General features: G+C 60.6%; 12 protein-coding genes and 1 pseudogene. 2 read left to right on the top strand and 11 right to left on the bottom strand.

Going from position 1 to position 13313, the window contains the following annotated elements:
* Positions 1-98 precede the first annotated feature (98 nt).
* Both ACCQ10_RS00700 and ACCQ10_RS00695 read left to right on the top strand, forming a co-directional pair.
* Positions 99-830, top strand: a complete 732-nt coding sequence (locus ACCQ10_RS00700) for a carbon-nitrogen hydrolase family protein (protein ID WP_372361871.1) — start codon at positions 99-101, stop codon at positions 828-830.
* A gap of 184 nt (positions 831-1014) precedes the next feature.
* A pseudogene (locus ACCQ10_RS00695) lies at positions 1015-1119 on the top strand (MarR family winged helix-turn-helix transcriptional regulator); the annotation flags it as partial.
* A gap of 31 nt (positions 1120-1150) precedes the next feature.
* Here the strand turns inward: ACCQ10_RS00695 and ACCQ10_RS00690 are convergent.
* From ACCQ10_RS00690 to ACCQ10_RS00640, 11 genes are all read right to left on the bottom strand, one after another.
* Positions 1151-2253, bottom strand: a protein-coding gene (locus ACCQ10_RS00690) for an IS3-like element IS1389-B family transposase (RefSeq protein WP_372361870.1) whose coding sequence is annotated in 2 segments (ribosomal slippage) — positions 1151-1995 and positions 1995-2253 — 1104 coding nt in all. Because the reading frame shifts where the segments join, the coding sequence is not laid out codon by codon here.
* Positions 2254-2301: 48 nt separating this feature from the next.
* Positions 2302-2520: a hypothetical protein gene (locus tag ACCQ10_RS00685; protein WP_372361869.1), complete on the bottom strand. Its 219-nt coding sequence runs from the start codon at positions 2518-2520 to the stop codon at positions 2302-2304.
* A 110-nt stretch (positions 2521-2630) separates the two neighbouring features.
* Positions 2631-2981: a SymE family type I addiction module toxin gene (locus ACCQ10_RS00680; RefSeq protein ID WP_372361868.1), complete on the bottom strand. Its 351-nt coding sequence runs from the start codon at positions 2979-2981 to the stop codon at positions 2631-2633.
* Positions 2982-3386: 405 nt separating this feature from the next.
* Positions 3387-3893 carry a hypothetical protein gene (locus tag ACCQ10_RS00675; protein ID WP_372361867.1) on the bottom strand — a complete coding sequence of 169 codons (507 nt, stop codon included), beginning with the start codon at positions 3891-3893 and terminating at the stop codon, positions 3387-3389.
* Between the two features lie 186 nt (positions 3894-4079).
* On the bottom strand, positions 4080-4496 hold the full coding sequence (locus ACCQ10_RS00670; RefSeq protein WP_372361866.1) for a hypothetical protein: 417 nt from the start codon (positions 4494-4496) through the stop codon (positions 4080-4082).
* Between the two features lie 57 nt (positions 4497-4553).
* Positions 4554-4727: an HNH endonuclease signature motif containing protein gene (locus tag ACCQ10_RS00665; RefSeq protein WP_372363021.1), complete on the bottom strand. Its 174-nt coding sequence runs from the start codon at positions 4725-4727 to the stop codon at positions 4554-4556.
* Between the two features lie 445 nt (positions 4728-5172).
* Positions 5173-5931, bottom strand: a complete 759-nt coding sequence (locus tag ACCQ10_RS00660; protein ID WP_372361865.1) for a hypothetical protein — start codon at positions 5929-5931, stop codon at positions 5173-5175.
* 74 nt (positions 5932-6005) lie between these two features.
* Entirely contained in the window at positions 6006-7082 is a 1077-nt protein-coding gene (locus ACCQ10_RS00655; RefSeq protein ID WP_372361864.1) for a hypothetical protein, read from the bottom strand.
* A gap of 294 nt (positions 7083-7376) precedes the next feature.
* A complete protein-coding gene (locus ACCQ10_RS00650; protein ID WP_372363020.1) occupies positions 7377-11222 on the bottom strand; it encodes a LamG-like jellyroll fold domain-containing protein in 3846 nt (1281 codons plus the stop codon).
* A gap of 74 nt (positions 11223-11296) precedes the next feature.
* Entirely contained in the window at positions 11297-12325 is a 1029-nt protein-coding gene (gene pelA / locus ACCQ10_RS00645; protein WP_372361863.1) for a pectate lyase, read from the bottom strand.
* On the bottom strand, positions 12325-13302 hold the full coding sequence (locus tag ACCQ10_RS00640) for a pectinesterase family protein (RefSeq protein WP_372361862.1): 978 nt from the start codon (positions 13300-13302) through the stop codon (positions 12325-12327). The genes pelA and ACCQ10_RS00640 overlap by 1 nt, the downstream gene beginning before the upstream one ends.
* Positions 13303-13313 lie beyond the last annotated feature (11 nt).

Raw genomic sequence — 13313 nt, 5'->3', positions numbered from 1 at the left:
TTCATGTGTCGGCCGAATTGACGAAAATCAAACAAGCCCGGCTGTGCCCAGGCAAGCAGGACTAAGCTTGGTGCTCACGAATGGACGCGAGACCAGCAATGAAGCTCATCGCTGCACAAATTCGTTCCGCACCGGGTGAGATCGACAGGAACATTGGTAGACACCTGGATGTCATTCGCTTCGCTGCGAGCAAAGGTGCCGACGTGCTGCTGTTCCCCGAGCTTTCCCTTACCGGTTACGAGCCGAGGCTGGCAGAGTCACTGGCGGTGAACCCGGCGGATAAGCGTTTTGACGCGTTTCAGGTGTCCAGTGACCGGTACGGCATGCTCATCGCCGTGGGCGCGCCCACCAGGGGAGCAAACGGTACCGAAATCGGTATGGTCTATTTCCAGCCGGGGCTGAAACGCCGTACCTATTCGAAACAGCATCTCCACCTCGACGAATTGCCTTTTTTCACCCCAGGCGCCGAGCAGCTTGTGCTCACGCAGGCAGATCATGTCCTGGCGCCCGCCATTTGCTATGAATCACTGCAGGCCAGCCATGCCGAACACGCAGCCGCATTAGGCGCTCACGTGTATCTGGCAAGCGTGGCGAAGTCTGAGAGAGGCGTCGCATCGGCCTATGGGCATTACCCGATGATTGCGAAGAAACATTCCATGACCGTGGTGATGGCCAACTGTGTGGGCGCCGCCGACACCTTCATCGGTGCGGGCCAGTCTGCTATCTGGAGCAGTGGCGGAAAATGCGTGTGCAGCGCCGACGCGTCTGAAGAGGCATTGGTGGCGTACGACGTAGGGACCGGAGAGGCGGGCGTCTTCCAATTGGCTTGAGTCAGGCCAGGGTCAATGACAGGCAGCCCCTCTGTGCGGTGACACTTCAGCCATCCCCTGCTCCCCGGCGCCGCGTTCACTTATCGCGGTCCCGCGGTGACCACGGGACTTCTGCAACACCTGCGTCACCTACTGCTCACCATTCAATTGACAACATGTTGTCAATTTGAATGGCGTCGATTGCATGCAGACAGACAACGCACACGTGCGCGCGTTGGCGCTAGCGGTGTTCGCGGCCAACGGCCGCTTGGTGAGCGCGGGCAACGAGCTGGTTGCCCATCTTGGGCTCGACGTCCCCCCGCCCTGAGTAGCGGTCGGGTTTAGAGTCCGGGGTTGATGATATCGGTGTTTGCCAGATGTTGGGCATAAGCGGACGGCGTCATGCCGCCAATTGCTTTCTTGGGTCGGTCCTCGTTGTATTCGCGTCGCCAGCGTTCGATCTCGGTGCGCGCATGCAGCAACGTCGGGAACCAGTGCTCGTTGAGGCATTCGTCGCGCAGCCGGCCGTTGAACGATTCGACGTAGGCGTTCTGGTTTGGTTTGCCCGGCTGGATGAGCCGTAGCTGCACACCCCGGTCATGCGCCCAGGCAACCATCGCTTTGCCGCAAAACTCCTTGCCGTTGTCGGTGCGGATCACCTGCGGCAGGCCGCGACTGTGTGCCAACCGATCCAGCGCGCGCGCAACCCCGTGCCCGGAGATCGCGCGTTCCACCTCGATGGCGACCGCTTCGTGCGTTGCGTCGTCCACGATCACCAGACACTTGATCACTCGGCCGTCGGCGGAGCGGTCGAACACGAAGTCCATCGACCACACCTGGTTGGCCTGCGCTGGCCGCAGCAGCGGCTGACGCTCGCCAACCGGTACCTTCTTGCGCTTGCGGCGCCGGACTTGTAGCTGCTGCTCGCGATACAACCGCTCCACGCGCTTGTAGTTCACCAGGCGTCCTTCCTGTCGCAGCTTGAGATAGATCATCCCCACGCCGTAGCGGCGATGGCGATGCGCCAACGCAAGAATGCGCTCGCGCAGTTCGCCATTGCGGTCTTGACGTGGGCAATAGCGCAGCGCGCTGGCGCTCATGCCGATCGCCGCCAACGCACGACGCTCGCTGGCACCACGCCCGATCCACTCGCGCACCAGCGCACGACGCGCCGGTGCGCTCACCACTTTTTTCGCAAAGCATCCTTGATCAGGTCATTCTCGAACAACTGCTCGGCCAGCAACTTCTTTAGCCGCGCGTTCTCGGCCTCAAGGTCCTTGAGCCGCTTGGCGTCGGGCACGCTCATGCCGCCGAACTTGCTGCGCCACAGATAGTACGAGGCCTCACTGAAGCCATGCCGCCGGCATAAGTCCTTGATCGCTATGCCCGCTTCGGCCTCGCGCAGGAAGCCGATGATCTGCTCTTCGGAAAAACGCTTCTTCACGTCCAATCTCCTTGGGGTAGGGAATTGGACTCCAAACTGAGGTGCTACTCAAAATTGGGGGGACGTCGCCCGCTGCTCAAGCATCTCGCGCACGGCATTGGCAGCATCGAAGATGGCTTGCCCGAGCGTGGGCAGCGTCTGCGCCTCCAGGCACTCCGGCTTGCTCATGGCGATGATGTCGCCGTGAGCGATGAGGATGCGTAGCAGGCGGTCGAGCTGGTCGCGTTGGTCCAGCGTGACATACAAGACGACGGAAGGGTGCTCCATCTGTGTCCTCCTCTGCGCGGTGAGCGGGGAGCGCGCACGGTGCGGCGATTGGCGCGTTGCGCTCGGCGCGGGGCGTGCGGGTGTGTGCTGCGCGTACGCGGCGCACCTGGTTAGTCCGTAGGTGCGATGCTGACGACCAGCTCGCCGTTGCGCATGGTTATGTTGAGTTTGCTGCCGATGGTGAAGCCGAGTTGTTCCAGCCAGCGGCCGCGTAGGCGTAGCGTGGGGATACGTTGGTGGCTGGCGGGGTAGTAGCCGTAGCCGACGGTGCAGTGTTGGGGGGCACGGGGATGGCCGGGGCGTGGGGGGCGGCGTTCGGTGCGGGGCTCGGGGATGGGCGTGCGCTCAAGGTACGGCGGTGGCTTGAGTGTGGGGTCGAGGGTGCGCCAGACGACCTCGGTGGGCGGCGGCACCTTGGTGCGCTTGCGTGCTGATGTGGGATGGGACGTGGGTCGACGCATGGCAAAGCCCTCCTTGACGAACAGGCCCCGCCGCCGGCTGGCGACGGGATGTCGGGAGGTTAGAAACCGCACACAGTCGGCGGGCGTATTCCCCGAAGGGTGTTGTATTAGCCGCCCTCCCGACGCAGGCATCGCGTCGGTTGTACCCGCGAAACGCTGCAGGTACAAAAACCCACCGGTTTGACGGAGGTGGGTACCGCTGTGTGAGGAGTTTCTACGCTCCTTGTGGTAGAGATTGCTGCGGGTTGGTTGGGATGTCAACTGCTTGGGGTGGCAGAGCATAGATGAGAATCTGAGAGTGCCCCCCCTGCCGATGCGCTGCACGCAGAATGTCTTGATCCCTTCACTTTCCCACTTGTTTCAAGAAGTGAACCTGACCCCGTTTCGCAAACGAATTGTTATCTATCAGCTGGCAATCTTAAGCAGGTTAGCCCCGCCGAAAATACTACTAATGAACACGGTAAACATGAGGGCTTGAACAGCAAGCACCGTGAAAAGTAGCTCAGCTAGCAGCGAAACCTTGATCTTGGCTGCCTCTTCTAGCGTTATTCCGAGTAGCCCGAGCACCCCCACTTTTGTAGCAGGCCGCGGCTCGAGCCCGCAATAACCACAGCATGGAATGGCTGATGGTTCGATTTTTAGCGCTGAAATTCTAAGCTTAACGGCTTTGTCTAGCACATCTAGACTTCGACAATAGTCGCTCATGAAATTGATGGAATTTGCAGCCACACTGATTATTGCAAGCAACAAGAGTGCGAAAAACAGAAGCGTCGCAGCCCAATTGGAAAGGTCTACTCGGTTAAAATCCAGGCGAGTGCCGATAAAGTATGCTAGCGACAGCAGAGCAACTTGTGGCGTCAGGTTTCGTAAGAATTCCAAGAAGGCTTTTCGGCCTTCGTCAAAAACATGCATCAATCTCACCTTGATGGCTATGGCCTGAGTTAAACCTTGCTCCGCGACGGCATAGGCTTGAACGAATTTTTAGGCCGCGGGTGGGTAGGCGGGGCCAGGTCAACTCATTAAGTGACCTAGCCCCCATCCTCTGGACTTCTTTAAATGAACCTGACCCCTTGTGACCCCATTCTGCCTACACTTCTTTTAAGGCTCTTCTGCCTTGGGTTGGCGCGTTGAAAGAATAAGGGCGTGGTCCACGACTTTGTCGCAACGATCATTGTCAGAAAACTCCGAGTCTGCGAACAAGATCTTGCCATACTTTTTGACGCCGATAGCCTGTTCAAAACATGCAGAGGCATCCGACATGACGCCGTTTGCGCAGACACGCTTGATCCGAATACATTGCGCAATTGTCTGAGTTTCTTTCGAGTCGTGACGTACCAAACACGACTCCCCGCCCTCGATTTTGCTGCAAGCTACAGTGGTTTTGAATGGATACGTCACCCCATATTTAAAGACCAAGAATCCGAGAAACGCGAATCCAGCAATGGCAACGGCCACTTGTGCCCGATCAGGTCGAGGACTGCCTTTAGACGCTTCGCCTTCAGGAATTTTTGTCATGAGTCCTACCAACTGAATTAAGCCGCGTGGCGAAACAGCGTCGGTTTTAATGAATTGTTAGACCTCATCCCGATCACCCTTGGAACTGTTGTGAGGAAAACACAAGAAGCGTAGGTTTGTGAGGTCATCTGTGCCACCGCGCGATAAGGCCTTGATGTGATCTATAGTGAGACCAGACGTGATATCGCAACCGGGGACCGCGCAGATGTGTGGGACGCCCGAGTTTAGCATTGCGAGAACGAGGTCAGAGCGCAGATTATTGAATTCGGATCGCCTAATCTGAGTGTGCCGCTTCTTTTCTGCGACACCAGCCTCAGAAATCTCGATCTCTCGTAGAAGTTCAAGGTATTCCGCAAAGTCCAAGTTGCGATAGTTAGCCAGAGGCCCTCTGCCGCCGCAGCATGCGGCCACTAACGCTGGGTCATTGAGGTGGGAATACGCAATCCGAACCACAGCTGCTAGTTCTTCTGGCTCCACCGAAAGCGCTTTCTCGTGAACCATCACGCCGTGGTTGGTTGCGAAAGACACCAAGTCGTCAATGTTTACGAACGGCATGCGGACATCTCTATGTAAGTTCAAAGGCCTGATTTAAGCCGATCCGCTACGCGGCGACGGCTGAGTGAAATCTTCCAGCGCTCCACCAAAGCCGCGAAGCGGCCACGGCTTGAACGAATTATTACATGCCGCTCCGAAGGGATTCACCTATCTCCTGAGCGAACATCTGTTGGTAGCGTTCCGCCAGCAAGTCACACTGCTTTGCGTACTCTGGAAGGTGTGCTTCCGAGACAATGCGGATAACGGCACGATTGTAGCGCTCCCAATGAGCACTAAACTCGAACGAGCTAGCCGGGACCTCTAGAAATCGCTGCTCTCCATTTGGACCCTCCGAGTACTCATAAATTGGAGTACTAACTACAATCGTGGGGAAGCCAAATGCTAGCGCCGAATCTTCTGTCTTTACGAGGGACGCCGCCGCCTTTAGAGCCCCAATGGAGGCTGTGTACGCGTGGTCCGATTGACCAGAAAACGCTTGCTTCAAGGCATAGCCACCGACCGACGAGCCCAGATAGTCCTCGTATGCAAGTAGATATTCCGAGACGTGGGTGCCCATGGCCTCACGAGCCTTCTGGGACATAGTGGCGATCCAGAGCCCGCCGAACCTGTTGTATTGGTTTCTATTGGTTAGGACTACCCAGGGCTTGTCGCTCGACTTGCACTCAACGACGAAGAAAGTTGCAAAACATCCAGTTGCATCTCGCCGATAGGCCAGGATGTCTATTTCCCTGCCTTTACTAGTTTCCGGGTCGATGTAGACGGCAGAGTGCTCGACTGCAAATCTAGCGCGAACAAAAGCGCGGGCAGATCGGATCTCCAGCGGAAATCCCGTAGAGTTAAACCATCGTTTTAGGTTTTCTTGACTTGCGTCATCGTTCATAGCGGCACCTAACACCTGAGTTGAACCCCGCCGTGAAACGGCGTCAGCTCGAACGAATTATTAGACCTTGTCCTCTACCTGACTGCAAAGTCAACGCCTGAAATATGGAAACTCACTTTATTCCCCTTGACCATCATGAAGTCAGCTTCATTCGACATGGTGAAGTCGCGTTCTCTACCACCCTTGATGGTTCCATATGCCGTCCTGAAAGACATGCCTTCAGAGATTGCGTATGTATAGGCCGTAAGCCCGCTCCCGTATAGACCATCTGTGCCTTTAGGGTAATTCGGATAGAGAGTCTTGTTGTATGGCGGCTTTAGAAGGCTAACCATCGCTTTTTCGGCATCGGCCACTAGCCGCTTATTGTCATAACTGAAGTCTAGGTCGTCGTCGTTGATCTCTGAGTCAGGCCCGAAGACCTTGAGCATCAGAGGCTCTACCTTAAACGCAAAGAGATATGTCTCGTCACTAACGCGTGCGCCAGGATACCGTTGCGGCTCTTTAGCCAAAATTTCCATTCTTGCGAGGTGACCTTTAGCGAAGAGACGCTCATAGGTGTCACTTTTCTTTGCGATGCCAACGTAAAGCAGGTCGTATATCGCAAGGTCGAGATAAGAATTGAAGCCACCAAGCACAGACTCTTTTCTACCTCGCCTCATTAAGACATCATCGGGCGTAAAGGCGGCAAATACCTGTTTGCTTCCATCGTCCTTGATCTCAAAGAATGCGATTTGCGAATCTCCCCACCGAACTTGAATATCCAGATCGTCCAAACTGTCTCGAATGTGGGGGATTTGATCAACAACAATCCATCCGGAGTCTTTTTTGCCACCTGCCACGGCGATCTCGAAGTGGAGGCGTCCAGTCGCAGAATCATGCCGAAAGTTTCCGAAGGTCGCCTGAGCACGACCGGCAATCATGTAGAAGTCGCTCTGCTTAAGGATCGACTCGGCAACCTTGTTGCCCACTAGATCTATCGCCAAACTATTGGGAATCGGTGGAGCAACAAGATCTAATGTGGCGGAGCAGGTGTTTGTCTTTTCTTCAGTCACCGATGATGCTTCCAGAGGTCTAACTTCAGTTGGACCGCCTAAGCGCGGCATAACAGGATCCTCGCCGACGTCCTGACCTCGGTCAAGTGCAATAAGCATTTGATACCAATCGCTTTTTTAGCGGTTTCCCTCTGACGTCAAGTGTTATGCCGCATCCCCAGTGCGGCCACAGTCAGTGCCACGATGCTCCATGCTTTGCTCAACATTGTTTCTTCCCCCTGAAGAAATGTGTGGCTTTGCGGCTGCACTAGATACTGCGTGACTTGATCCTCGCCGAGTTTTTGGGTTGCGTCAATGCGCTTGGGCAGTTGATTTTTGGCTTTATCGGGTTTGCCCTCATCCGCCCTTCGGGCACCTTCTCCCGCGTGCGGGAGAAGGGCTTGGTGTGTTGGGCTATTGGCGGTTCTCTGTGGTTGCCGGCTTGGCTGGGGTGGGTAGCGCGAGACTATTGTTGAGGCCGGTAATCTCTGGGACGTTGCCTTCGGTCATCACACGCAGGTGCGCGGTTTTTAGATTCGCGGCGTTGGTTCGCAGCAGGCGTACCTGGGTGGTGATCGGCTGCAGATTGCGTGGTGCCGCGAGTGACGGGAACGGGGTTCTTGCCAGCTCCCTGCCACGCGCATCTTCCAGCACCACAAACCCGGCCGGTGCATCGGCATGGCCAAGACTATGCACGGTCACTTCGATACCGTCTGCAGTCACGCGCACGTCGCCGTGACCGATGCCCAGGTCCGGGCGCAGTTCGACCGGGGTGGTGGCTGCGATGCGTTCGAGCTGCAGGACGGTGGTGCGGCCTGCGGGGAAGTCGATGTCGATGGAGGCGCTTTTTTCGAAGGCCAGCTCACGCGTGGTGCCGGTGCCGTCGATCTTGCCGTCGCCCTCGCGGTCCACGCCTTGGGTGATGCGCCATTGGCCTGGGGCGACGTTCCAGCCGGTCATGCTGGCGCGCTGAGGTTTGCTGGAGGTGTTGTAGGCGATGACGGTGAAGCGGTCTTGCTGGGGTGCGGGGATGGCGATGGCGACTTGGGTTGCGGCTTCGGGATCGGCGAAGCGCCAGCTCACGGTGTGACCGGGGTAGGTTTGATTGCGCTTGAGCGCCACACCCCCTAAGCGTGCGCGTTGCAGGTTGACCGTAGGGGATTCCACGCGGTCGCTCCACCAGTGGCCTTCGGTGTTCATGTAGAAGTTCTGCAGTTTCTCGCGTGCCTCGCTGCGGTAAATGGCGGCGAGATAATCCAGATTGCCGGTTTGCTCCCAGGCCACATGGTGCGGGAAGTCCGGGGCGCTGCCGTCGTCCTTGTTGGCGGCATCGATGAGCTTGCTGCTCCAGTCGCTGCGCTTGCCCATGACGTCGAGGAAGTTTTCGTTGAGCAGGGAGAGGCCATTGGGGCCGCTGTTGGCGACGCGGTAGTTAATGGGCTTGAGATAGCGGTCTTCGCCGGTGAAGCGGTAGGCGGCCCAGAAGGTGTGCAAGGTGTCGGCGCCGCCGCTGCCTTCGAACAGTTCGCCGCCGCGGGTTTTGCCGGTTTGCCAGTTGATCTCGTTGGGTAGCGCCCAGTTGCCCTTGGCGTTGGTGTAGGCGTGGGCGAGATAGCCGTCTGCCAGGCCGGTAACGATGCGGCGGCTGTTGGGGTCGGCGTTATAGCCGCCCAGCAGGATGGCCGGGTGCACGATGGGGAAGGAGTACGGTTTTTGCCATTGCCAGTTGGGCTCGCGATAGACGGTGCGGCCACCGAACCAGTTGCTGGCGAACAGCAGGTGGCCTTGTGGGTTGACCTGGATGACATTGTCGAAGGCCTTGACGGTTTCCATCAGGCGCTCGACGGTGCGCGGGTCGCCCCAGTTGAGGTACAGCAGGGCGCTGTTGAGGTTGATGCCCTCCTCATACGAGTGCAGCTCGTCGGTTTCGATGGTGGACAGGCCGTTGGTGAACATGCCGTTGCGGTAGTTGGCATCGGACAGCGCGAGCATGGAGGCGTTGAGCAGGTCCGGGTCCACGCCCATCAGGGCGACGCCGGGCCACTGCTGCACCAGGTCCGAGTCATCCGAGATGCCGCCACCAAAATCGCCGTAGGCCACCTGGCGCTGCTCGATCCACCAGCGGATGTAACGGCGGGTGGCGCTGAGGTCCTGCAGCTGCCAGAACGCCCAGGCGGGCACGCCCTTGGGCACGCTGGGCAGTTCGACAGGCAACTCGCCCTGGTTGGCGTAGCTGATGTCGTTCCAGTACTGGCGGCCGAGGGCGTGGTCCGGGTCGACGCGCAGCAGGTCGGTGATGTCGGCGTCCAGGCGCTTGTAGAGCAGCTGGCGCTTGGAGGTGGTGTGCTCTTCCACCAGAAAGCCCCAGTTGTCCTTGACCTGGTTGAAGCGGTCGGCGACGTGCTCTTTGATGGCCTCGGCGCGTGGTTTGAACACCAGCTGCAATTGGGTGCCGTCGAGCGCATTGGCATCGAAGCCGGGCGCGGCGGCGGCAATGCTGAGCATCAAGCTGTCGTTGCTGAGGATTCTGTCGCGCAGGTCCAGCCACAGCGTGCGGGCCTGGCCGGGGGTAACCGCGACCGAGACGTCGATCATGTCGCGCGCGGGCCAGATGGGGTCCTTGATGCGGATGTTGAGCGGGATGCTGCCGTTGTGGGTGGCCGGCAGGTTGAGCGCGGGCAAGGTGATGGCGATGCCGTCCAGGCCGTCGTGCATGTTCTCCCAGCCGTAGGACCAGCTGCGCATCAGCGCCTGGTCCGGCGGCGGGTCGCCCAGGCTGGACGGCACCAGAATGTGCACGATGGGTTGCTGCGCGCTTGCTGCGGCCTTGTCGCTGGGGCGCTTGCGCGCCGGTGCCTTGGTGGGCAGCGCGATGACGGTCTGGCGCTCGCCAGGCGGGTAGCGGCCGGCGATGACGTCGCGCAAGGGGGCGAGGTTGTCGTAGTCGGGCTGGATGTCGCTGCGCACGGTGTAGCTGAGCTGCGCGCTGCCTTTGGGCACCTCGCCCGGTTGCACGTTGTAGGCCCAGATTTCCTGGATGGGGGTTTCCTGCGCGGTGTTGGCAAAGCGCAGGGTGCCGCCACGGCGCTCGGGGAACTGGTCCACGCTGCGCACCACGCCCTGGCTGCGTGCGAACAGTGGCTGCGCCTGTGCGTTGGGCGCGGCGTAAGTGGCCTGGCCGTAGGCGGCGCCGCGCAGCTCGATGCGGTTGACCGGCTCGTCGGGCAGGGTGAGGTCCAGCGCCTTGCCGCCTTCGACGTAGGTGTTCCAGTCCGGGAGCTGGAAGTAGTCGTTGCGGCCGGGCAGGCGCGAGCGGTTGTAGACGCCGGGCCAGGTGGTCTCGGCGATGCCGTCGGTGGCCTTCCACATCCATTGTTTGAGGTCGCGTGCGTCGGCGAACTCCACCTTGCGGATGCGGGTGAACGGTGCGTCCAGCAGTGGTGGTGCGTGGCCGTTGTCCCAGCCGAAGCGGTGCAGGAAGGCGGCGTGTTGCGCGTTGCCGGTGGGTGCTTCAGCGGTGGCGGGCTCCTGCAGGCGTGCCAGCGCGGCGGCGCCGCTGGCGTCGAGCATGCGGTCGTAGATGCGGATCTCGTCGAAGTCGCTGCCGCGCAGGAAGTTGTAGCGGCTCTGTACCTGGTGCGGCGACATCACGCGCCCGGCCAGGCCGAACTGGTCCAGCGCGGCGTCGAAATCGAGTGCGCCGCCGTTGGCGCAGGGTGCGCCGCAGTCCACGCGTGCGGCCTCCTTGCCGTCCACATACAGGCGCACGCCGCGGGTTTCGTCCCAGGCAAAGGCGATATGGGTCCAGTCGCTGGCAGTGGGGGGTTTATCCAGCTTGAAGGAGACGCGGGTGCGCGCGAGATTGGCGTCGGTGACGAAGGCGTCGAAGCCGTGGCCATTCCAGTCGATGCGCAGCCAGGCCATGTCCCAGCTGGTGTGGTCGGCGTAGCCGACGCGGAAGATCACGAACGGCGCTTCGCCAACGGGATAGCGCGAGCGCCAGAAAAAGCTCAGCGTGCCGCGCTGGGTGTAGAGGTTGCCGGGCGCATTCCACGACAGCACGCCGTCGTCGGCCCATTCGATGGCGTTGCCGCGCTTGCCGGTGGGCACCAGGGCGATCTTGTCGCGGAAGTTGGGCACGCCATCGCCGCGGGCGACGTCCGCGTCCAGGCTGCGATCGGCGGACACGCGGAACAGCAGTTCCGGTGCCGCAACGGAGGCCGCGCTTGCCGGCAACGCGATCAGACACACCACACCCATCAAAAGCTTCAGCACGCTTACCTCACTTCAAAAAGAACGTCGCCGCGCGGGGTCGCCGCGCGGCGGGGTTTTGCCTACAGCCCGTTGGCGGCACGCCACTTGGGGATATCTTCCTTCAACAGCTTGTCCGGCCAAGTGCCGTGCCAGGCGTAGCCGACGCGGCGTTCGTTGGGCACCTTCATGTAGTCGGTCAATGCAACGCCGTCGCGGTTGGCATAGAGGGGGCGTTGATTCTGCAGGTCGTAGAAGCGTGCCCACAAGGAGGCGCCCGGTTGCGCGACCAGGATCACGTCCTTGCCGGTTTCCTGGGCGGGGTCGTCGATCTTTTTGGTGGCCAGGTCGCGCATGCGGTGAGTATCGAACCAGACAGCGGCCGCTTGCACCGCCGTCTTGATCTTGGCCGAGGGGTTGGGCTGACGCATCAGAAAGCGCACGATGCTGACCGACTCGCCCGACGACAACGAAGCCAGCTCATACGCGCGCGCCTTGGCCGGCTTGAGGGTGACCTCATCGTATTGCGCGCCCCAGATGGTGAGGGTGCCGCCGATCTTGACCTGGGTGGCGAGCACGCATTCCAGGCCCTTGGCCACGGCCTGGGTGGACTTGGCGCCATGGCTGCTGCGTAGTTGCGCGCCGGTGTCGCCCTTGCCCTCGCCGATGTCCTGCAACAGGTTGAGCACGCGCACCATGGCGTCGTCGTTGTAGGTGATCTGGTGGTGGTAGGACGACAGGTCCGGGTAGAACTGCGGCCAGCCGCCATTGGCGTATTGCGCCTTGAGCAGGTAGTCCACGCCACGCCGTGCGGCGGCGATGTACTTGGCGTTCTTCTCGTTCTTGAAGGCAGTGGCCAGGTACGTGATTTCGTACGTGGTGGCCTTGTTGTCGATGGTGGCGTCGTCCTTGCGGCCGGGCTGCTGCAGTTCGGCAATTTCTGCGGCGGTGAAGGTGCGCGTGTAATCCACCGCCACGCCCTTGTACTGCTTGGACCAGCCACCGGAGGCGGTCTGCAGCAGCAGCATGTTGTCGGCGATGGTGTCGGCCATGGCCGAGAGCGGGGCCAGCAGCAGCGCGCCGGTCAACGCGAAGGTTGAGAACTTGATCATCAGAACGGCCTCCAGGTGCCGAGGATGGCGGCGCGGTCTTGCGCGGCGGCCTGGGCAGCGGTGAGCTGGCGCGACCATTTCACGCGGCGCGAGGGGTTGGCGCCGGCGCCGCTGCTCTGGTATTCGCTGTAGCGGGCGGTGGCCTCGTTGGCGGCGTTGCCCCAGTTGTTCCAGCCTTCGGGCAGGATGTGCGCGCCGAGCTGGCTGCTGATGAAGCTGACGCTGGCATAGGGGCGCCACGGGCGGCCCAGGTGCACGCGGCTGACGCCGCTGGCAGCGGTGACGCGGGCATTGCGGAACACGAAGCCGCGTGCCGCCTCCTGCGGGGTGGAGGCGGCGGTGAGATAGCCATCGCCCAGCGAGTGCAGCTGCACGTTCTCGAACAAGGCGGTGCCGGCGCCGAACACGAAATCCACGGTGCCTTCGACATAGCAGTCGAGGAAATACGACAGCTTGGCGCCGCGCAGGTACAGGGTGTCTTGATATCCAAGGAAGCGCACGTTGCGGAACGCGGCGCGGTCGCCATCCACACGCACGGCCACCGCCTGCCCCACCGGGCCGGCGTGATTGCCGAAGCTCAGCTGCTCGGCAGTGAAGTCGTTGCCGGCGATGATGACGCTGGACGAGCCGGAGGTGCCGTATTCGGTGCCCGTAGCCGGATTGATGCGTGAGGCGTAGTTGTCGTAGGTGATGACGGTTTGGGTGGCGCCGGCGCCGGTGAGCTTGAGCGCCGGTGCGTTGGACGGCACCACGATCAGTTCCTGGTAGGTGCCGGCGCCGATGTTGATCTGCGCGCGTTTGCCACCCTGTACGGCGGCGTCGATGGCGGCCTGCACGGTGCGGTAGCCGGCGCTGCCCTGCTTGGCCACGGTGTAGACCGGGTCGGCGGCAAAGGCAGCATTGCTGCCCAGCGAGAGCCCGGCCAGCACGGCGGTGGCGACGAAGGTGCGTAACACGTTCCTGCGATGCGGTTGCATGCGTTGCTCCT

The organism is Xanthomonas sp. NCPPB 1325 (genome assembly GCF_041477645.2).
Lineage (GTDB): Bacteria > Pseudomonadota > Gammaproteobacteria > Xanthomonadales > Xanthomonadaceae > Xanthomonas > Xanthomonas cannabis.
The sequence above is the reverse complement of the archived record's forward strand: the minus strand, read 5'-3'. Positions and strand labels throughout refer to the sequence as shown.